This is a genomic window from Thiobacillus denitrificans (genome assembly GCF_001530125.1).
Taxonomy (GTDB): domain Bacteria; phylum Pseudomonadota; class Gammaproteobacteria; order Burkholderiales; family Thiobacillaceae; genus Thiobacillus; species Thiobacillus denitrificans_C.
This window is the reverse complement of the sequence record NZ_LDUG01000018.1, coordinates 257,124-276,565: the sequence shown is the minus strand read 5'-3', so window position 1 is coordinate 276,565 and position 19,442 is coordinate 257,124. Positions and strand designations below refer to the sequence as shown.

The window sequence follows — 19,442 nt, the reverse complement described above, 5'->3', positions numbered from 1 at the left end:
GGTTATCAACCAGCACCAGATGCGCTTGGTCGTTCCCGGCGGCGAGCCGCGTCATCGGCTCGGCCAGATGGCTGAAATCGTATTCGCAATAAATGTCGCCGTTCACCACGGTAAAGACCTCGGCATCGATGAGCGGCAGCGCGGTGGCGATGCCGCCCGCCGTTTCCAGCGCGCTGACTTCGCGCGAGTACTCGATCGACACACCGAACGCGGCGCCGTTCCCCAGCGCCGCCTCGATCTGCTGGCCGAGATGGGCATGGTTGATGACGATGTGGATATAGCCCGCCGCGCGCAGGCGCTCGATATGCCAGACGATGAGCGGCTTGCCGCCGACCACCAGCAGGGGCTTGGGCGCATGGTCGGTGAGCGGACGCATGCGTTCGCCACGCCCCGCCGCCAGGATCATCGCCACCGGATTCAAAACGTATACCCCACCTGCGGCTGCTTGTCCTGCAGCGCATCGAGCAAAAACAGCAACGGCTTCAGCTCGTCGTAGCGCTCGCATACGCGGCGCAGGTAGTGCATCACCCGCGGCATGTCCTTCAGATAGCCGTCCTTGCCGTCGCGGTGATACAGCCGGGCGAAGATGCCGAGCACCTTGATATGGCGCTGCGCGCCCATCCACTCGAAGTCGCGCCAGAATGCACCGAAGTCCTCGGGCACCGGCAGGCGGGCGGCGCGCGCTTTTTCCCAGTAGCGGATCACCCAGTCGAGCTGCGTCTCCTCGTCCCACTGGATGTAGGCGTCGCGGTAGATCGAAGCGAGGTCGTAGGTGATCGGGCCGTACACCGCATCCTGGAAATCGAGGATCCCCGGATTGGGGTCAGACACCATTAAATTGCGCGAATGCCAGTCGCGGTGAACGTACACCTGCGGCTGCGCCAGGTTGTTGGCGAGCAGGCGCCCGAACACGGTGTCAAGGACGGCCTGCTGATCGGCGTTGATGGCGACGCCCAGATGCTTCGCCACATACCACTCGGGAAACAGCATCAGTTCGCGGGTGAGCAGCGCGCGGTCGTATTCCGGCAGCACGCCGGGGCGGCTCGCCTGCTGGATGCGGATCAGCGCGTCGTTCGACGCCAGGTAGAGTTCGCGCGCCACGCCTTGATCGAATGCGGCTTCTTCGAGGGCAGACAGATAGGTGGTATGGCCCAGATCGGTCAGCAGCAGGAAGCCCTGGTCCAGGTCCTGCGCCAGCACCTGCGGCACGTGTACCCCGGCATCGGCAAACAAGCGGGCGACGGCGATAAACGGCCGGCAATCCTCATGCGCCGGTGGCGCGTCCATCACGATATAATCGTGGCCTTTGGCGGTGACGCGAAAATAACGGCGAAAGCTGGCGTCCGCCGACGCCGGGGCGATGTCCAGCGAATCGCCCCCCAGTTGTCGGGCGGCCCAGTCCTGTAATGCTTGCAAACGTTCCACTGCCACTTGCTCCGAATAACGCTATTTCAAATAACCTTGGCCCGGATTTTACATCGCTTGTCCACCCTGCCCGGCTTTGCCCTCGTCGTGTTGTTGCTGGCCGCCAGTTCCGCGTCAGCGGACGGGTTCGCGCTGAAAAAGGATGTCGAGATGAAAGGCGCTACTGTGGCCGGTCCGGAAGGGCCGATGTACCTGATGGCCGACCGCATCGAATCGAACGCGCCCGGCATTGTTGAAGCCAGCGGCCGCGTGGAAGCCCGCCAGGCCGGACAGAATTTCTTTGCCGACTGGCTGCTCTACGACATCACGCTGAACGCCGTGCAGGCACGCGGCAATGTGCGGCTGGAGCAGCCCGCGCTGCTGGTGGCGGGTGATTCGCTCAGGCTCAACCTCAACGATTACAGCGGCGAACTCACCCAGCCGGTCTATCGGTTCACGACCCAGCCGGGGCGCGGCGACGCCGAGCGCATCGATTTCATCGACAAAACCCACTACACGCTGCAGGACGCCACCTACACCACCTGCCCGGTCGACAACGACGACTGGTTCCTCAAGGTGCGCGATCTCGACATCGACAAGACCCGCAACGTCGGCACCGCGCGCAATGCCTCGCTGCATTTCCTCGGCGTGCCCATCCTGTATACGCCGTGGATGGACTTCCCGCTCGACGACGCACGCAAGACCGGCATGCTGGCGCCGACCTTCGGCACCACCGAACGCAGCGGCCTCGACATCCTGGTGCCGTACTACCTCAACCTCGCACCCAATTACGACGCCACGCTGTACCCGCGCCTGCTGTCCAGGCGCGGCGTGCAACTGGGCGGCGAATTCCGCTATCTGCTGGGCGAGGCCCGCGGCGTGAACCGCCTCGAATACCTGCCCAACGACAGCGTGGCCGACCGCTCGCGCTGGAGCGTGGCGCTCAACAACACCTATCAGGTAAACGCAAATACCCAGGCAGGCATGCTGTTCAACCGCGTGTCGGACGACGATTATTTCCGCGACCTGTCCAACCTGATTTCAGCCACCTCGATCAGCCACCTCAACCGCGAAGCCTGGGTGACCACGCAGCGTGGCCACTGGAACGCCGAACTGCGCGCACAAAGCTTCCAGACCCTGCAGGATTCCACCGCACTGACCCCGCTTATCGAACCCTATGCACGGCTGCCGCACGCCCGCCTGGGGATGGCGCAGACCCTGGGCAACGGACTCGAACTCAAGCTGGCAAGCGAAGCCACCCGCTTTGCCCACCCCACCCTGACCGAAGGCACACGGGTGCTGGCCTACCCGACGCTGCGCCTGCCGCTCACCAACTCGTTCGGCTTCCTCACCCCGCAAATCGGCTGGCACAGCACCTATTACGCGCTGGACGACAGCGCGACCGACCAGCAGCGCATCAGCCGCAACCTGCCCATTTTCAGCCTCGACAGCGGCGTCTATTTCGACCGTCCGTTTCGCTTTGCCGGGCAGGATTACGAACAGACGCTGGAGCCGCGCGCCTATTACGTGTTCGCGCCGTTCCGCGATCAAGACAATATCCCGGTGTTCGACACCGCGCTGCAGGATTTCAGCTACGTACAGATGTTCACCGAAAACCAGTTCATCGGCGGCGACCGCATCAACGATGCCAACCAACTGACGCTCGCGGTCACCAGCCGCTTCATCGAAGCGGAAAGCGGTCTCGAACGCCTGCAGGTCACGCTTGGCCAGCGCTATTATTTCAGCACGCAGCAGGTCACCCTGCCCGGCGTTGCACCGCGCACCAGCAATGCCACCGACCTGCTCGCCGCCGTCAGCGGACAGATCACGCGCGACTGGCGCATCGACACCGCGTGGCAGTTCGACGCCCAGAACGGCACCACCATCCGCCAGAACCTCGGCGCCTCCTACCGACCCGGCCCGGGCCGCGCGTTGAACTTTGGCTACCGCTTCATAGACCAAACCACCGAACAAATCGATCTATCCGGCCAGTGGCCGCTTGGCCGGCGCTGGTACGGCATGTTCCGCTACAACTACTCGTTCCAGGACGACAAGCTGGTCGAAGGCCTGGTGGGGCTTGAATACAATGCCGGCTGCTGGGCAATGCGCGGCGTGTTCCAGCGCCTCGCCACCAAGGAGACCGAGTCAACCGATGCGCTGTTTTTCCAACTGGAGTTGAGTGGCATGGGGCGTCTCGGCGCCAACCCGCTCGACGTTTTGAAACAAAGTGTTCCCGGATACAGGCCTAGTAATGAAATACTTCAAACGCCCTGAATGGCGCCGCCCGCAGTGGGCATTAGCCCATATGTTTCATAAATTGACGCGCACCCTCGCTGGTCTTTTGTTTCGTAGGGAAATTTTGCTCAGTCGGGCGTATGAACCACTACGCCGCTCCTTCACAAAACTCCCCTACAAAACAAAATCCTGCGCGATCATCACGCGAATTTATAAAACATCCGGGCTAGCCCTGCTGATCGCCGCATCGACGCTGCTGCCGGCGCACGCCGCCGTGCAGCCGCTCGACCACATCGTCGCCATCGTCAACGATGAAATCATCACCCGCCAGGAACTCGCCAAGCGTTACGCCGAAGTGGCGCAGAGCCTGTCGCGCCAGAACACGCCGCTGCCGCCGCGCGAGACGCTGGAAAAACAGCTGCTCGAACGCATGGTCACCGAACTGGCGCTGCAGCAGCATGCGCGCAGCACCGGCATCCGGGTCGACCCGGCCCAGGTCGAAAGTGCGCTGCAGCGCATCGCCGCGCAGAACAAGCTCGACATTGCCGGCCTTGCGGCCGCGCTGGAAAAAGAAGGCCAGAGCCTCGACAGCATGCGCAATACCATCCGCAATGAAATCCTCATTGCACGCGCCCGCGAACGCGACGTCGACAACCGCGTCGCCGTCAGCGACGCCGAGATAGAAGGCTATCTACAAACGCAGGTGCAGCAGGGCGCGGAGACGGAATACGACTTTTCCCACATCCTCGTCGCCGTGCCGGAAAACGCCTCGCCCGAGCAAATCCAGGCGCGCCGCGCCCGCGCCGACGAGGTCCTCGCCCAGCTCGCCGCGGGTGCCGATTTTGCCCAGCTGTCGGCCAGCTATTCCGACGCCCACAATGCGCTGCAGGGCGGCGCCTTCGGCTGGCGCGCCAGCGGCAAGATTCCGGCGATGTTTGCCGATGTGCTGAAGCCGCTGCAACCCGGCCAGATCGCCCCGCTGCTGAAAAGCAGCAACGGCTTCCACATCCTCAAGCTCAACAACAAGCGCGGGCTCGACGCCACCCTCAGCGTCACCCAGACGCACACGCGCCACATCCTCATCAAGACCAACGAACTCACCTCGGAAGCCGACGCCCGCAGCCGCCTGCTGCAACTGAAGGAGCGCATCGAGCACGACGTGAAATTCGACGAACTGGCACGCCTGCACTCCGAGGACGCCAGCGCCTCCAAGGGCGGCGACCTCGGCTGGATCAACCCCGGTGATACCGTGCCCGACTTCGAGAAGGCCATGGACGCCCTGCAGCCCGGCGAAGTGAGCGCGCCGATCCAGTCGCCCTTCGGCTGGCACCTGATCCAGGTGCTGGAGCGCCGCGACCAGGACGTCACCCAGGAACGCCAGAAACTGCTGGCACGCCAGGCGATCCGCGAGCGCAAGGCCGAAGAAGCCTTCCAGGACTGGGTGCGGCAGATCCGCGATTCGGCCTACGTCGAACTGCGCCCGCTCGACTGAATGAGCCAACCCGGCGTGAGTGAAGCAGCCGAACTGCCCGTGCTCGCGCTTACCGCAGGTGAGCCCGCCGGGATCGGCCCCGACCTTTGCATTGCGCTGTCGCAGCGGGCGCTGCCGTGCCGCCTGTCGGTGCTGGGCGATGTCGACGTGCTGCGCGCCCGTGCCGCGCAACTGGGCATCGCGGTCGACTTCGTCAGCGGCGACACCATCCCCGCGCATCGGCCCGGCGCGCTGCACGTGCGCCATATGCCGGTTGCCGTGCCGGTCATCGCAGGCGTGCTCGACCCCCGCAACAGCGCCCACGTGCTGGCCCTGCTCGACGCCGCCCTCGCCGGCTGCATGAACGGGTCGTATCACGCCGTCGTCACCGCGCCGGTGCACAAGGCCGTCATCAACGACGCCGGCTTTTCCTTCACCGGCCACACCGAATACCTGGCCGACCACAGCGGCACGCAAAAGGTCGTCATGATGCTCGCCGGCGGCGGCCTGCGCGTCGCCCTCGCCACCACCCACCTGCCGCTGTGCGAGGTGGCCGACGCCATCACGCCCGAACTGCTCGACCAGGTGATCCGCATCCTGCACGCCGACCTGCAAGCCAAATTCGGCATCGCCCGGCCGCGCATCCTGGTGGCCGGGCTCAACCCGCACGCCGGCGAATCCGGCCACCTCGGGCGCGAGGAAATCGACACCATCGAACCCGCGCTCGAACGCCTGCGCGGCGAGGGCATCGATCTCGTCGGCCCGCTGCCCGCCGACACCCTGTTCTCGCGCATCCGCGTTGATCCCTGCGACGCCGTGCTGGCGATGTATCACGACCAGGGCCTGCCCGTGCTCAAGTACGCCAGCTTCGGTGCCGGCGTGAACATCACGCTGGGCCTGCCCTTCATCCGTACCTCGGTCGACCACGGCACCGCGCTCGACCTCGCCGGCAGCGGGCGCGCGGAGGTGAGCAGTTTGCTGGCGGCGATCGAGGTGGCGCTGGAGATGATTGGGAGGCAGTCGAGAGCGGAGAGTCGAGAGTCGAGAGCGGGAAGTGGTGTGCTGGATTCCCTGGACTTGAAGCGCAGCTAAGACCCCCCTACTCTCCACTCTCGACTCTCCGCCCCCCAATGCACACCCCGCGCAAACGCTTCGGCCAGAACTTCCTCATCGACGACGGCATCATCCATGCGATCGTCAATGCCATCCATCCGCTGTCGGGGGAAACCGTCGTCGAGATCGGCCCCGGCCTGGGGGCACTGACCCGCCCCCTGCTGGAACGCCTGCCGCATCTGCATGCGGTCGAGCTCGACCGCGACATCGTCGCGCGCCTGCAGCGGACCTGGCCGGCCGAGCGCCTCACCGTGCACAGCTGCGACGCGCTGAAATTCGATTTCGCCGCCCTGGGCCACGACCTGCGCATTATTGGCAACCTGCCCTACAACATTTCCACCCCACTGCTGTTTCACCTGATCGAGTTTTCCGAACACATCCGTGACCTGCATTTCATGCTGCAGAAGGAAGTGGTCGAGCGCATGGTCGCCGAACCTTCCACCAACGACTATGGGCGGTTGACCGTCATGTTGCAGCGACGCTTTCATCTGGAGTGGCTCCTGGATGTGCCGCCCACGGCGTTCAATCCGCCGCCCAAAGTCAATTCTGCGGTAGTTCGCCTGATCCCGAAAAAATCAGATGAGGTCGTACCACTCAACGAACATGTATTCGCACGCGTTGTCGCGGCCGCATTTTCGCAACGGCGTAAAACCCTGAAGAACACCCTCGGCAGCCTGCTCAAACCCGAAGATTTTGTCGCTTTGAATATTGACGCTGGCTTGCGAGCAGAGGCCTTATCGCTTTCTGCCTATGAAGCTATTGCCCAGCACCTGACATCCCTTTAAGTCGAGCCGCTCACCTGATGAAACTACCCTTCACGCGTCGCACACCGATTCCCTTCATCCACCTCGCCATCCTTTTTTTATCGATCGCGAGTCTTACGCGGCTGGTTTTGACCCTTCATGCAGGCCTGGATAAAGTGCCACTCACAATGTGGCCGGGCCTTTTCCTGCACGGACTGGGTTTCGATTTTGTCGTACTGTTCTGGATACTCGCCCCCATGCTGATGTGGGCCGCAATTTGGCCCGTGCGCTGGCGTGACACACGCTGGCAAGGTGGATTGCGCCTGGTGATTTTCTTTGTGTTTGCGGTGAGTTTTTTATTCGTCGCACTGTCGGAATGGACTTTCTGGGAAGAGTTTGAAACCCGTTTCAACTTTATCGCCGTCGACTACCTGGTTTACACGCATGAGGTAATCGGCAATATCGTCGAATCCTATTCGGTACCGGCTCTGCTTACAGGGGTGGTTGTATTGGCGCTGTTACTGACTTGGCTGTTTCGCCATCCCATCCGACGTGCGCCCGCACCCGCACCCCAAGCCAGCTGGAGGGTCATGTATGCCGTGCTGGCAATGCTCCTCCCCTGGAGCACCTTGCATCTGAGCAACATCGACCAGATGGAATTTTCTCAAAACACCTACGCCAATGAACTCTCTGGCAACGGCTTGATGACATTTTTCGCTGCCTATCAACGTAACGAACTCGACTATGAACGCTTTTATGCCACGATGCCCCCCGCCCAGGCGACTCGCATCCTGAATGAGTTAGGCGTCGAAGACCTGCACTCCACAGGGTTACAAAATGCGAACTTTCGCAAACCCGCAACCGATAACACTCAAAGCACACCCTTCAAGCACGCGCCCCGCAATGTGGTACTGATTTCGGTAGAAAGTCTTTCTACCAGTTTTCTCGGCAGCTTTGGCAATCAAACCGGTTTAACGCCCAGGCTGGATGCCTTGGCGAAAGAAGGGGTTTTATTCACACAGCTATATGCCACTGGCACAAGAACGGTTCGAGGACTCGATGCCTTGTCTCTGGCAACGCCGCCCATTCCAGGACAAGCCATCGTCAGACGTCCAGGCAACGAACATTTGGCAACGATAGGGGAAATCCTGCATCGCCAGGGTTTTGAAACCCTGTTTCTATATGGTGGATATGGCTACTTCGACAATATGAACGCCTATTTTTCCAGTAATGATTATCGGGTAGTAGACCGAACCGATTTCCCGAAAGCGTCAGTCGGATTTGCCAATGTCTGGGGCGTGGCGGACGAATTCCTGTTCGACAACAGTCTGGTCCAGCTTGATCGAATTCATGCCGCCGGCAAGCCATTTATGGCCCAGATCATGACGACCTCCAATCACCGCCCCTTTACCTATCCAGAGGGGCGAATCGACATTCCCTCACCGGGGCACCGCGAGGGTGGCGTCAAGTACACCGATTACGCAATCGGAGACTTCATTGAGAAGGCGCGCAAAAAACCCTGGTTTGCAAACACCTTGTTTGTCATTGTTGCCGACCACTGTGCCTCGGCTGCGGGCCGCACCAAACTTCCCGTGCCCGGTTATCACATCCCGATGATTTTTTATGCCCCCGCCCTTCTTGCGGCGGGCGAAGATACGCGTTTGACCAGCCAGATTGATATCCCACCCACCCTGCTGGATATCCTGAACGTGCGCGGTGATAACCGGTTCTTTGGTGAATCCGTGTATAAACAGCGCGCCGAAAACCGCCGTGCTTTCATTAGTAATTATCAGGAGTTGGGGTATTTGAAAGATGGAAAGCTAACCGTGCTCGGGCCTAAACAACATGTCGAGACTTTCCAGATTAATGCGAAGGACGGGAGCGCCACCCTGACCGCCCTCGATTCACGTTTGCGCGACGAAGCCGTGGCTTATTACCAAACTGCGTCCATCGCCTATAAAGATGGCTCACTTAAAATGTGACTTTGGGATCTCGCCTTGAGTCAGCGTACACATAACAGGTGTGCCTGAGGCTTAATCAGCCGATCAGACTTCGGCTGATCCCTGCACGGCCAACATCAACCAAGGCTAGTCCGGCAGAAAAGCATAATCCGTGTAGCCTTTTTCCTCTCCGGTATACAGCTTGTCGTAATCAGGTGTATTTAATGGCGCGCCCTGACGGAACCGTTCAACCAGATCGGGGTTTGCGAGAATGATTCGACCATACGCAATCGCATCGGCCTCGCCTGACATGACGGCTGCCTGGCCCGTTTCAAACACATACCCGTTATTTAAAATCAGATTGCCTTTATACAACGCGCGCAACTGTGCATAGTCAAACGGTATCCATTCCTCTCTCGGCATCCCGCCGGTACCCTGCAGCACATCCAGAAACGCGAGCTTCAGCGGATTGAGTTCGGCGACCACATAGTCAAAAGTTTCCTGCGGGTTGGCGTCATGGATGTCATTGAACGGCGTCACCGGCGACAGCCGCAGGCCGACGCGGCCATTCCCGATTGCACTGCACACCGCCTCCATCACCTCCAGCAGCAGGCGCGCGCGGTTTTCCTTGCTGCCGCCGTAGGCGTCGGTGCGGTGGTTGGTGGACGAGCGCAAAAACTGGTCCAGCAGATAACCGTTGCCGGCATGGACTTCCACCCCGTCAAACCCCGCCTCCACCGCATTGCGCGCGGCCTGGGCGAAGCTTGCGACGAGCGCGGGTAATTCCGCAAGTTCAAGCGCGCGCGGCGTCACGAAATCCTTCATGCCCTGCCCGGTGAACACCTGGCCGGCCGGGCGAATCGCCGAAGGCGCGACCGGCAGGGCGCCGCCCGGCTGCAGGTCGGGATGCGAAATCCGCCCCACATGCCACAACTGCAGCGCGATTTTTCCGCCGGCGCCATGCACCGCCCCGGTCACCTGCTTCCAGCCGGCGATCTGCTCCGGGGTATGGATGCCGGGGGTGCGCGGATAGCCGTGGCCTTCCGCGCAAATCGGCGTCGCCTCGGTCAGGATCAAGCCGGCCGACGCGCGCTGGCGATAGTATTCGGCGATCAGCGGGGTCGGCACGTTGCCGGCGCCGGCACGGTTACGCGTCAACGAGGACATCACCACGCGGTTGGCCAGTTCGATGGCGCCGAAGCGGGCAGGTGAAAACAGATCGGTCATGTTGGGATTCCTTTGGGTTGGGACATTGCGGGCGAGCGGGGTGAAAAACGCATTTGACCTATCTTGAGGCTGAGTTTCGGAATACAAGTTTCCGGTGATCGAATGCCGGGATTTACTTGCGGCCCCGATACTGGCCACAATCCTGCATACGCTTATTACCGGCCCGCGGCCAAGGAGTAGAAAAATGAACGAGAATCAGGCAGGTTTCAGTCAAGCCCGTTTCAATCAAACCCTGGCGCTGTTCGATGCCGCCAATGCGGAAGACCCCAACCAGGATGAAGGCCAGCCGAAGGAACTGCTCTACGCCCAGCGCATGTCGGACATGATCGCCCGCTTTGCGCCGGAGGCATCCGAAGCGGCACAGCTGGCGGTGCGCGCCCAGCACATCCAGCGCTGGAAGGTGCCGCGCAACACGTATCCGATGACCAGGGAAGGCTACCACGCTTGGCGGACCGGGCTGTATACGTTCCAGGCGGACACTGCAGGCGAGTTGATGCGCCAGGCCGGCTATGACGTGGCGATGATCGAGTGCGTCAAGAAGGCGGTGGGCAAGCGCGGCATCAAGATCAACCCGGACACGCAGATGCTGGAGGATGTCGCCAGCCTGGTCTTCATCGAGCATTACATGCTGGCCTTCGCACAAAACAAGCCCGATTACGATGAAGCGAAGTGGCTGGAAATCATCCGCAAGACATGGAAGAAAATGTCGAAATGCGCCCAGGCCTTTGCCCTGTCCGGCAAGCTCAAACTGCCGGAGGCCCTGGTGCCATTAATCACCAAGGCAATCAGTCCATAAGCGCGGCGACGCGGGTGGATGCCGCCTTCACTCCGCCCATTCCTTCACCCACCCGGCGGTGCCCTTCTGGATGAACTCGATCGGGTAGCCGTCCGGATCCTCGATGAAGGCAATCACCGTGGTGCCGTGCGACATCGGTCCGGCCGGGCGCAGCACCTTGCCGCCCTTCGCCGCGGCGGCATCGCACGCAGCGTAGGCATCGTCGACCTCGATGGCAATGTGGCCGTAGCCGCTGCCGACCTCGTATTTCTCCACCCCCCAGTTGCAGGTGAGTTCGAGCACCGCCGCGCGGTCCTCGCTTTCGTAGCCAACGAAGGCGAGGGTGAACTTGCCGCCCGGGTAATCCTTGCGGCGCAGCAGTTTCATGCCGAGGACATGGGTGTAGAAATCAATCGAGCGATCGAGGTCGCCAACGCGCAGCATGGTGTGGAGGATTCGCATGATGATCAACCTTAAAATCGTTTGTCCGCGAAGGACACGAAGAAACACAATTGGATATCGTAACTTTTCGGCTCAATGCAGCGCTCCAGATACCGTGGCGGTTGCGACGGTGCGCAAATCGGGGCGAGGGCGCCCCGCCCACAGCGCTGGCCAATACCAAAAGGCCTCGCCACCAGGGGTGCTGTTGTAGGAGGCCCGCCCCCGGGCCGATGCCGTGAAGGTTGCGACGGTGCGTAATTCGGGGCGAGGGCGCCCCGCCCACAGCGCTGGCCAATACCAAAAGGCCTCGCCACCAGGGGTGCTGTTGTAGGAGGCCCGCCCCCGGGCCGATGCCGTGGCGGTTGCGACGGTGCGTAATTCGGGGCGAGGGCGCCCCGCCCACAGCGCTGGCCAATACCAAAAGACCTCGCCGCCAGGGGTGCTGTTGTAGGAGGCCCGCCCCCGGGCCGATGCCGTGGCGGTTGCGACGGTGCGTAATTCGGGGCGAGGGCGCCCCGCCCACAGCGCTGGCCAATACCAAAAGACCTCGCCGCCAGGGGGGCTGTTGTAGGAGGCCCGCCCCCGGGCCGATGCCGTGAAGGTTGCGACGGCGCGCAAATCGGGGCGAGGACGCCCCGCCCACAGTGCTGGCCAATACCAACAAATAACGATGAAAGAGCCTTATAAAATCAAACCTGAAACAGCACCGCGCTCATTGTGCGCAACTCGGCGCGCCTTGCCAACGCATCGGGGCACAATTCGACGACCTGCGCCCAGAAGCGCGGCGAGTGGTCAAGGTGAATCAGATGCGCCAGTTCGTGCGCGGCGACGTAGTCGATCAGCGCGAGCGGTGCCTGCACCAGCCGCCAGTTGAGGCGAACATGGCCGCGCTGGGTGCAGCTGCCCCACTGCGTCTGGGCGTTGGACAGTGCGAAGCGGCTGGGCGCGCGCCCCAGTTTCCGCGCGATGCGCGCGAGGCGCCAGGCCAGAAGATGTGCGGCGCGGGTGTGGAACCAGGCGCGGATCAGGGCGCCGGCATCCGCATCGTGCGGGGCAAGCACGCGCAGGGTGTTGCCATGACGCCGCACCTCGCTGAACAGGGAAGGCTGGATGTCGAGCGCGAGGGTGCGGCCGAGATAACGCACTTCCCCCAGAGATGCCGTCCCGGCTTGCGGCACGCGCGTCTGCATGCGGGTCCAGGCGCGCTGCAGCCAGTCGTGCTGCTGCCGCACATAGCAATCGATTTCGGCGCGCGGGGTCCAGCTCGGCGCGTGGATGCGCACTTCGCGCGCGGTCACGGTCAGCCCCAGGGTGCGGCGGCGGCGCGAGCGCTTGAGCGCAAACGGCACCGCCACATCGCCGATCTGCAGGACGCCGCTATTGGTGTGCGGCAGCAGGGGGCAGCCTCGTCATTTCGGTTTCGATCCAGGCTTCCACCGCGCGGGTGAGTTCGGCCGCGCTCTTGCCGGTGGGGTCGATCACCGGGCCGATGCGCACGGTGATGGTGCCGGGACGCTTGATGAAGGCATTCTTCGGCCACACTTCGCCGGCGTTGTGCGCAATCGGCACGATGGGCGCGCCGGTATCCGCCGCCAGCCAGCCGCCGCCGATGCCGTAGCGGCCTTTTTCGCCCGGGGCGACGCGCGTGCCTTCGGGAAACACCAGCACCCAAAATCCCTGCGCAAGCTTCTCCTGGCCCTGGGCGACGATCTGCTTCAACGCCTCGCGCCCGGCACCGCGGTCGATGGCGATGGGCGAGAGCATGCGGAATGCCCAGCCAAAAAACGGCACATTCAGCAGTTCCTGCTTGATCACCGGCGAGACCGGCGGAAACAGGCAAAGGAAAGCCACCGTTTCCCACGCCGACTGATGCTTGGCGAGAATGATGGCCGGCTGCACCGGCAGGTTTTCCCGCCCCTCCACCACGTAGCGGATACCGAGCACCCAGCGTGCCAGCCAGATCACGATATGGTTGTAGCCGGTGATCAGGCGGTAGCGCGCATGCGCCGAAAACGGAAAACTGAGGAACGCGACCACGCTGAAAAAAATCGTCAGCGTGGTTTGCAGGACCGCGAAAATCAACGAGCGAATCAGGCTCATGCTAAGGCATCAAGAATGGATAAATTGGACATTCGTTGCTTCGAATTCGTGATGGATGCAAGGCGCAAGGCGCCGCCCAATGTCATCATTGGGCAAGGCTTGCAACGCCGCAGACGCGCGAATTCGGTGCAACCCTTCGGGCCGGAGTGTATTTGCACGCATCCCTTTGTCGCAAGCCGCTTGTTGTGAATGACACAACGGCGCGTCTTGCTTCGTGGCCTGCGCGCAAATACACCCCGGCGAATATCCAATTTATCCATTCTTGACGCCTTAAGCCTTGAGCAGGAATTCGACGGCCTCGCTCAAGTCGGCAAACACCGGCGTGTTCTCGGGTAGGCCGCCTGCCGCCAGCGTTTTCTCGCCCTTGCCGGTTTTCACCAGCAGCGGGCGGGCGCCCACGCTGGCCGCCGCCAGCAGGTCGCGCAGCGAATCGCCGACGGCGGGCACGTCGCGCAGGTCGCGACCATAGCGCACGGCGATTTCGTCGAGCAGCCCCGGCTTGGGTTTGCGGCAGCCGCAATCCATTTCGGCCGAATGCGGGCAATAAAACACCGCCTCGATGCGCCCGCCCGCCTGCCCCACCGCCTTGTGCATCTTGGTGTGGATGGCATTGAGCGTCGCCATCTCGAACAGCCCACGCGCCAGGCCCGACTGGTTGGTCGCCACCACCACGCGCCAGCCCTCGCGCGTCAGCCGCGCGATCGCTTCCAGGCTGCCGGGAATGGGTTTCCATTCGTCGGGAGTCTTGATGAACTGGTCGGAGTCGAAATTGATGACGCCGTCACGGTCGAGAATGATGAGATTCATGGCTAAACTCCTGCCGTTTCAAGGCCCATATTACGCCGCCAGTCGCGACAAGTCCGCCACCCGGTTCATGGTCTGGTGCAGCTGGTTCAGCAGCGCCAGCCGGTTGGCCTTGAGGGCGGGATCGTCTGCGTTCACCATCACCTGGTCGAAGAAGGCGTCGACCGGGGCCTTCAGGGTCGCCAGGGCCTGCAGCGAGGCGGTGTAATCGCCGGCGGCAAACGCGGCGTCGGCGCGCGGGGCAATGTCGCCAAGCGCGGCAAACAGCGCTGTTTCCGCCGCCTCGGCGAACAAGGCCGGATTGACCGCGCCGCCCACCTCGCCCTCGGCTTTTTTCAGGATGTTGCCGACGCGCTTGTTGGCCGCGGCAAGCGCTGCTGCTTCCGGCAGTGCAGCGAAGGCACGCACTGCCTCCAGTTGCTTCGGCACCAGATAGATCTGCGTCGGGTTCAGGCTCAGTACCGCATCGACCTCGTTCGCGGAGTAGCCCTGTTCGCGCATCGCGCCACTGAGACGCTCGAACATAAACAGGTACACATCAGTGTGTGCCTGTCCCAGCAATCCCTGCGGGAAAGCGGCGAAGGCGGTATTGACAAGAGCGTCCAGGCTCAATGGCAAATTCTTCTCGGTCAGCATGCGGATCACGCCCAGCGCATGGCGGCGCAGCGCAAACGGATCCTTGTCGCCGGTCGGGATCTGCCCGATGCCGAACAGGCCGGTCAGGGTCTCCAGCTTGTCCGCCAGCGCCACGCACACGCCGACGTCGCTGCGCGGCAGCTCGTCGCCGGCAAAGCGCGGCTTGTAGTGGTCCTCGATGGCAAAGGCGATGTCGTCGGCCAGCCCGTCGTGCAGCGCGTAATAGCGCCCCATGATGCCCTGCAGCTCGGGAAACTCGCCGACCATGTCGGTCAGCAGATCGGCCTTGGCCAGCAGCGCGGCCTGATCGGCTTTCAGCGCCAGCGCCTCGCCGCCGATCCGCTCGCCGATGGCGCGGGCGATCGCCTGCACCCGGGTGACGCGCTCGCCCTGGGTGCCGAGCCTGTTGTGGTACACCACCTTGGCCAGCCCCAGCACGCGCGAATCAAGCGCCTTCTTGCGGTCCTGGTCGTAGAAGAACCTGGCGTCGGCCAGACGCGGGCGCACCACGCGCTCGTTGCCTTGAATCACGGCAGACGCATCGGCGGGCGAGATGTTGGAGACGATGAGAAACCGGTTGGTCAACTTCCCGCTTTTATCCAATAACGGGAAGTATTTCTGGTTCGCCTTCATGGTCAGGATCAGGCATTCCTGCGGCACTTCGAGGTAGGCTTCCTCGAACTGGCCGACCAGCACGTTCGGGCGTTCGACCAGCGCGGTCACCTCGTCGAGCAGGGCGTCGTCCTCGACCGGGGTCAAACCCGAGAGCGCGGCTGCCGTCTGCAGCTGGCGAACGATCTCGGCACGGCGCTCGGCAAAGCTGGCGATCACCGCGCCCTCGTCCTTCAATTGGCCGGCATAGCTGTCGGCGCTGTGGATCACCACCGGGCTGACGCGCGCCTCGAAGCGATGGCCCTGCGTGTCGCGCCCGGCCGTCAGGCCCAGCACCGACAGCGGCACCACGTCGATGCCATGCAGCGCAACCAGCCCGTGCACCGGACGCACGAAATGGACGCTGCTCCAGCCGTCCGCCAGTTGGTACTGCATCACCTTCGGGATCGGCAGCTTCGCCATCGCGGATTCGAGCGCGCGCTGCAGGCCGTCGGCAAGCGTCGTGCCGGGCGCGATGCTGTCGTAAAACAGCACCTCGCTCTTGCCATCCACCGCGCGGCGCAGCTGGCCGACCACCGATTCATCGGCGCCGAGCGCCGCCAGTCGCTTAAGCAGCGCAGGCGTCGCCTGGCCCGCCGCGTCCAGGCCGACATTCACCGGCATCAGCTTGGTCGACAGCGGCCGGTCGGTAGCGCGCGCCAGCACGCCTTCGATGCGCACGCCGAGACGGCGCGGCGAGGCAAATCCGGTGACGACTGCCGCCGCCTCGGCCAGCCCCTGCGCCACCAGGCTTTCGGCCAGCGCGGCGGCAAAGGCCTCGCCCAGCTTCTTCAGCGCCTTGGGCGGCAGTTCTTCGACGAAGAGTTCAACCAGCAAGTTTGCGGCGGTCATGCTGCGGCCTTCTTTTCAATCTGTGCCAGCACTTCGTCTGCCCAGGCCTTGGGCGCCATCGGAAAACCCAGCCGCGCGCGGCTGTCGAGATAGCTCTTCGCCACTGCCCGCGCGAGGTTGCGGATGCGGCCGATGTAGGCAGCGCGCTCGGTCACCGAAATCGCGCCGCGCGCGTCGAGCAGGTTGAAGGTGTGGGCGGCCTTCAGCACCTGTTCATACGCCGGCAGCGCGAGCTGCACCGCCACCAGTTCCTGCGCCTTTTTCTCGTGCGCGGCAAAGGCGGTGAGCAGGAACTCGACATCGCTGTGCTCGAAGTTGTAGGTCGACTGCTCGACCTCGTTCTGGTGATAGACATCGCGATAGCTCAGTCCCTCGGTCCAGGTCAGGTCGTACACGCTTTCGACGCCCTGCAGGTACATCGCCAGGCGTTCCAGACCGTAGGTGATCTCGCCGGTAATCGGCTTGCAGTCGATGCCGCCGACCTGCTGGAAGTAGGTGAACTGCGTCACCTCCATGCCGTTCAGCCACACCTCCCAGCCCAGCCCCCAGGCGCCCAGCGTGGGGTTTTCCCAGTCGTCCTCGACGAAACGCACGTCGTTCTTTTTCAGATCAAACCCCAACGCTTCGAGCGAGCCGAGATACAGCTCCAGAATGTCGACCGGCGCCGGTTTCAGCACTACCTGAAACTGGTAATAGTGCTGCAGCCGGTTGGGGTTGTCGCCGTAGCGGCCGTCCTTGGGCCGGCGACTGGGCTGCACGTAGGCCGCCTTCCAGGGCTCGGGCCCCAGCGCACGCAGAAAAGTCGCGGTGTGCGAAGTCCCCGCGCCGACCTCCATGTCGTAGGGCTGCAGCAGCGCGCAGCCGCGCTCGGCCCAGTAGCGTTGCAGGGTGAGGATAATGTCCTGAAAGGTGGGTTTCACGGCGGATCAGCGGCTTTTCGGGAAAGCCGCATTTTAGCGTGCTTGGCGGGGGTTTCGCTGTTCACGGTGGGGGGAACGCGGCAGGACTGCCGACCGTTGGCCGGGGACAGCCCGGCGACAAGTCATTTTTTATCTCGCGAGCGAAGCAAAGCACTCCATCAGCCCAACGGCGGGCCCTCCCACAAATCCGCGCTGTTGTAGGAGGGCCGCCCCCGGCCCGATGCCGTGGAGATTGCGACGGCGCGAAAATCGGGGCGGGGGCGCCCCTCCCACAAGCCCAATGCGTTGGGCTTGGCAGCCCAACCTACGGCCGGTCGCCTCGCCCGCTGTTGTAGGAGGGCCGCCCCGGCCCGGTGCCGTGGAGATTGCGACGGCGCGAAAATCGGGGCGGGGGCGCCCCTCCCACAAGTCCAATGCGTTGGGCTTGGCAGCCCAACCTACGGCCGGTCGCCTCGCCCGCTGTTGTAGGAGGGTCGCCCCCGGCCCGGTGCCGTGGAGATTGCGACGGCGCGAAAATCGGGGCGGGGGCGCCCCTCCCACAAGCCCGCGCGAAAATCAAGGCGGGGGCGCCCCCTCCCACAAGTCCAATGCGTTGGGCTTGGCAGCCCAACCTACGGCCGGCCGCCTCGCCCGCTGTTGTAGGAGGGCCGCCCCCGGCCCGATGCCGTGGAGATTGCGACGGCGCGAAAATCGAGGCGGGGGCGCCCCTCCCACAAGTCCGCGTTGTTGTGGCAGGCCCGCCCCCGGGCCGATGCCGAAAAGGTTGCGCCGCGAGAGCGACGGTGCGTAGTTGTTGCCGCATACGAACTCTTATCCATCCCGCCTTGCGGGCCTTCAGCGGCCTCCCCCTTGCGGGCATTCCCACAGAGGTAGGCGGAATATCGTGAAGCCCAACATTCCCGCTGCAGCTTTGCAACCCGGCCAACTCAACCCATAATCCGTTCATGGACACGCGCGCCCAATCCGATCTGCGTCACCTCCTCAGGCAATCCCTGACCGAACACGGTGGCGTGCGCCTGGCGATCCTGTTCGGCTCCCGTGCAACCGGGCGCGCCACACCCGACAGCGATCTTGACCTTGCTGTGCAGACGTCCGCCCCGCTGACTGCCGCCGGCAAAATCGCGCTGATCGAAAAGCTCGCCCAAGCCACCGGCCTGCCGATCGACCTGATCGATCTCAAACACGCTGGCGAACCCTTGCTGGGACAAATTCTAAAACACGGTGTAAGACTGCTGGGCAGCGACGAAGCATACGCGGCCCTTCTGACTCGACATGTATTTGACGAAGCCGACTTTCTGCCCTATCGCAACCGCATCCTGTCCGAGCGGAGACTGGCATGGATCGGCAAGTAATCGAGCAAAAGCTTGAATCCCTGAGACGCTGCTTGATGCGGGTCCAGCAGAAAACGCCTGCCACCTTTGCAGAACTCGAGCACGATCCCGACGCCCAGGATGTGCTCACCCTCAACCTCACGCGTGCGGTTCAGATCAGCGTAGATATCGGAACGCACCTGATCGCAAACAGCGATCAACCCGCACCAGACACGATGGGCCAAACATTCGACGTTCTGGCCAACATGGGGCTGATCAGTCCTGAACTCGCGTTGCGCATGAAAAAAGCAGTCGGCTTTCGCAATATCGCAATCCACAATTACGAAACCATTGACTGGCAGATCACCTTCCACATCGCCACCCGTCACATAGTGGACTTTTCCGCTTTCGCCGCTGCAATCATCAACCATATGGAAAAGCATGCGTAGATTGGGCTGAATGAAGTGAAGCCCAACACGCCTTCGCATGACACCCATGCCCAGCGAACGCAGGCGTAGTCCAATCTACGGACTTCTCACCATGTAGGAGGCCCGCCCCCGGGCCGATGCCGTGGAGCTTGCATCGGCGCGAAATTCGCGGCGAGTACCCAGAGGGCATAAAGGCGCCGGTGCGTGGTTGTTGCCGATTTATCGGCTTACAACCACCGCCTCTCCCTTGCGGGGGCTCCTACAGGATGAAGCCCGCCCGGGGCCGAAGCACTTGATCAAATCAGCAACACCCGGCCTCCCTCCGTCATCCCCCTCAAGGGAGAGCGCGTTACTATTTGGCACATACCTTGTTGTCGATTCAACAACTAGAA

The 19,442-nt window shown here is 62.8% G+C and carries 17 protein-coding genes and 1 pseudogene; 9 read left to right on the top strand and 9 right to left on the bottom strand.

From position 1 onward, the window contains the following. Together ABW22_RS17970 and ABW22_RS06560 are read right to left on the bottom strand one after the other, a co-directional pair. A pseudogene (locus tag ABW22_RS17970) lies at positions 1 to 376 on the bottom strand (nucleotidyltransferase family protein); the annotation flags it as partial. A gap of 41 nt (positions 377 to 417) precedes the next feature. Then, positions 418 to 1,425: an aminoglycoside phosphotransferase family protein gene (locus ABW22_RS06560; RefSeq protein WP_059753554.1), complete on the bottom strand. Its 1,008-nt coding sequence runs from the start codon at positions 1,423 to 1,425 to the stop codon at positions 418 to 420. Between the two features lie 57 nt (positions 1,426 to 1,482). Between ABW22_RS06560 and ABW22_RS06555 the strand changes: the two genes are divergently transcribed. The 5 genes from ABW22_RS06555 to ABW22_RS06535 all read left to right on the top strand — a co-directional run bounded on the left by ABW22_RS06555 (position 1,483) and on the right by ABW22_RS06535 (position 8,948). After that, on the top strand, positions 1,483 to 3,678 hold the full coding sequence (locus ABW22_RS06555) for an LPS-assembly protein LptD (RefSeq protein ID WP_059753550.1): 2,196 nt from the start codon (positions 1,483 to 1,485) through the stop codon (positions 3,676 to 3,678). A gap of 157 nt (positions 3,679 to 3,835) precedes the next feature. Continuing rightward, on the top strand, positions 3,836 to 5,131 hold the full coding sequence (locus ABW22_RS06550) for a peptidylprolyl isomerase (RefSeq protein ID WP_419184920.1): 1,296 nt from the start codon (positions 3,836 to 3,838) through the stop codon (positions 5,129 to 5,131). A gap of 15 nt (positions 5,132 to 5,146) precedes the next feature. Next, positions 5,147 to 6,202: a 4-hydroxythreonine-4-phosphate dehydrogenase PdxA gene (gene pdxA / locus ABW22_RS06545; RefSeq protein WP_059753547.1), complete on the top strand. Its 1,056-nt coding sequence runs from the start codon at positions 5,147 to 5,149 to the stop codon at positions 6,200 to 6,202. 38 nt (positions 6,203 to 6,240) lie between these two features. Continuing rightward, a complete protein-coding gene (gene rsmA / locus ABW22_RS06540) occupies positions 6,241 to 7,008 on the top strand; it encodes a 16S rRNA (adenine(1518)-N(6)/adenine(1519)-N(6))-dimethyltransferase RsmA (protein WP_059753545.1) in 768 nt (255 codons plus the stop codon). Positions 7,009 to 7,025: 17 nt separating this feature from the next. After that, positions 7,026 to 8,948 carry an LTA synthase family protein gene (locus ABW22_RS06535; RefSeq protein ID WP_059753542.1) on the top strand — a complete coding sequence of 641 codons (1,923 nt, stop codon included), beginning with the start codon at positions 7,026 to 7,028 and terminating at the stop codon, positions 8,946 to 8,948. A gap of 105 nt (positions 8,949 to 9,053) precedes the next feature. Here ABW22_RS06535 and ABW22_RS06530 read toward each other — a convergent pair whose 3' ends face one another. Further along, positions 9,054 to 10,133: an alkene reductase gene (locus tag ABW22_RS06530; protein WP_059753538.1), complete on the bottom strand. Its 1,080-nt coding sequence runs from the start codon at positions 10,131 to 10,133 to the stop codon at positions 9,054 to 9,056. Positions 10,134 to 10,317: 184 nt separating this feature from the next. Here ABW22_RS06530 and ABW22_RS06525 point away from each other — a divergent pair, with 184 nt between their 5' ends. Next, on the top strand, positions 10,318 to 10,929 hold the full coding sequence (locus tag ABW22_RS06525; RefSeq protein WP_059753534.1) for a DUF4202 domain-containing protein: 612 nt from the start codon (positions 10,318 to 10,320) through the stop codon (positions 10,927 to 10,929). 27 nt (positions 10,930 to 10,956) lie between these two features. Here the strand turns inward: ABW22_RS06525 and gloA are convergent, their stop codons facing one another. The 3 genes from gloA to ABW22_RS06510 all read right to left on the bottom strand — a co-directional run bounded on the left by gloA (position 10,957) and on the right by ABW22_RS06510 (position 13,449). Continuing rightward, the gene (gene gloA, locus ABW22_RS06520; protein ID WP_059753739.1) at positions 10,957 to 11,370 is read right to left on the bottom strand and encodes a lactoylglutathione lyase; all 414 of its coding nucleotides are present in this window, start codon (positions 11,368 to 11,370) and stop codon (positions 10,957 to 10,959) included. A gap of 668 nt (positions 11,371 to 12,038) precedes the next feature. Continuing rightward, complete coding sequence (locus ABW22_RS06515) at positions 12,039 to 12,704, bottom strand: M48 family metallopeptidase (RefSeq protein ID WP_237763253.1); 666 nt, start codon at positions 12,702 to 12,704, stop codon at positions 12,039 to 12,041. Positions 12,705 to 12,726: 22 nt separating this feature from the next. Next, positions 12,727 to 13,449: a lysophospholipid acyltransferase family protein gene (locus ABW22_RS06510; protein ID WP_059753531.1), complete on the bottom strand. Its 723-nt coding sequence runs from the start codon at positions 13,447 to 13,449 to the stop codon at positions 12,727 to 12,729. Positions 13,450 to 13,464: 15 nt separating this feature from the next. Here ABW22_RS06510 and ABW22_RS17965 point away from each other — a divergent pair, with 15 nt between their 5' ends. Beyond that, positions 13,465 to 13,638 (top strand): hypothetical protein, encoded by a 174-nt coding sequence (locus ABW22_RS17965; RefSeq protein WP_157648571.1) that lies wholly within the window; start codon positions 13,465 to 13,467, stop codon positions 13,636 to 13,638. 81 nt (positions 13,639 to 13,719) lie between these two features. Here ABW22_RS17965 and gmhB read toward each other — a convergent pair whose 3' ends face one another. Genes gmhB through glyQ form a run of 3 tightly spaced genes read right to left on the bottom strand, consistent with a single transcriptional unit; the run spans position 13,720 to position 17,312 of the window. After that, the gene (gene gmhB, locus ABW22_RS06505; RefSeq protein ID WP_059753528.1) at positions 13,720 to 14,256 is read right to left on the bottom strand and encodes a D-glycero-beta-D-manno-heptose 1,7-bisphosphate 7-phosphatase; all 537 of its coding nucleotides are present in this window, start codon (positions 14,254 to 14,256) and stop codon (positions 13,720 to 13,722) included. Positions 14,257 to 14,286: 30 nt separating this feature from the next. Then, positions 14,287 to 16,392, bottom strand: coding sequence for a glycine--tRNA ligase subunit beta (gene glyS / locus ABW22_RS06500; RefSeq protein WP_059753525.1), 2,106 nt, complete (start codon positions 16,390 to 16,392; stop codon positions 14,287 to 14,289). Next, the gene (gene glyQ / locus ABW22_RS06495; protein ID WP_059753522.1) at positions 16,389 to 17,312 is read right to left on the bottom strand and encodes a glycine--tRNA ligase subunit alpha; all 924 of its coding nucleotides are present in this window, start codon (positions 17,310 to 17,312) and stop codon (positions 16,389 to 16,391) included. The genes glyS and glyQ overlap by 4 nt, the downstream gene beginning before the upstream one ends. A 944-nt stretch (positions 17,313 to 18,256) precedes the next feature. Between glyQ and mntA the strand changes: the two genes are divergently transcribed. After that, entirely contained in the window at positions 18,257 to 18,664 is a 408-nt protein-coding gene (gene mntA / locus ABW22_RS06490) for a type VII toxin-antitoxin system MntA family adenylyltransferase antitoxin (protein WP_059753518.1), read from the top strand. Beyond that, positions 18,649 to 19,071, top strand: a complete 423-nt coding sequence (hepT, locus tag ABW22_RS06485) for a type VII toxin-antitoxin system HepT family RNase toxin (RefSeq protein WP_059753515.1) — start codon at positions 18,649 to 18,651, stop codon at positions 19,069 to 19,071. Before mntA ends, hepT begins: the two co-directional genes overlap by 16 nt. Positions 19,072 to 19,442 lie beyond the last annotated feature (371 nt).

What these genes read in the sequence shown, in the direction of transcription:
- rsmA (WP_059753545.1), top strand. Translation starts at nt 6,241, where the DNA reads ATGCACACCCCGCGCAAACGCTTCGGCCAGAACTTCCTCATCGACGAC.
- ABW22_RS06535 (WP_059753542.1), top strand. Translation starts at nt 7,026, where the DNA reads ATGAAACTACCCTTCACGCGTCGCACACCGATTCCCTTCATCCACCTC.
- ABW22_RS06530 (WP_059753538.1), bottom strand. Translation starts at nt 10,133, where the DNA reads ATGACCGATCTGTTTTCACCTGCCCGCTTCGGCGCCATCGAACTGGCC.
- ABW22_RS06525 (WP_059753534.1), top strand. Translation starts at nt 10,318, where the DNA reads ATGAACGAGAATCAGGCAGGTTTCAGTCAAGCCCGTTTCAATCAAACC.
- gloA (WP_059753739.1), bottom strand. Translation starts at nt 11,370, where the DNA reads ATGCGAATCCTCCACACCATGCTGCGCGTTGGCGACCTCGATCGCTCG.
- ABW22_RS06510 (WP_059753531.1), bottom strand. Translation starts at nt 13,449, where the DNA reads ATGAGCCTGATTCGCTCGTTGATTTTCGCGGTCCTGCAAACCACGCTG.
- ABW22_RS17965 (WP_157648571.1), top strand. Translation starts at nt 13,465, where the DNA reads ATGGATAAATTGGACATTCGTTGCTTCGAATTCGTGATGGATGCAAGG.
- gmhB (WP_059753528.1), bottom strand. Translation starts at nt 14,256, where the DNA reads ATGAATCTCATCATTCTCGACCGTGACGGCGTCATCAATTTCGACTCC.
- glyS (WP_059753525.1), bottom strand. Translation starts at nt 16,392, where the DNA reads ATGACCGCCGCAAACTTGCTGGTTGAACTCTTCGTCGAAGAACTGCCG.
- mntA (WP_059753518.1), top strand. Translation starts at nt 18,257, where the DNA reads ATGGACACGCGCGCCCAATCCGATCTGCGTCACCTCCTCAGGCAATCC.
- hepT (WP_059753515.1), top strand. Translation starts at nt 18,649, where the DNA reads ATGGATCGGCAAGTAATCGAGCAAAAGCTTGAATCCCTGAGACGCTGC.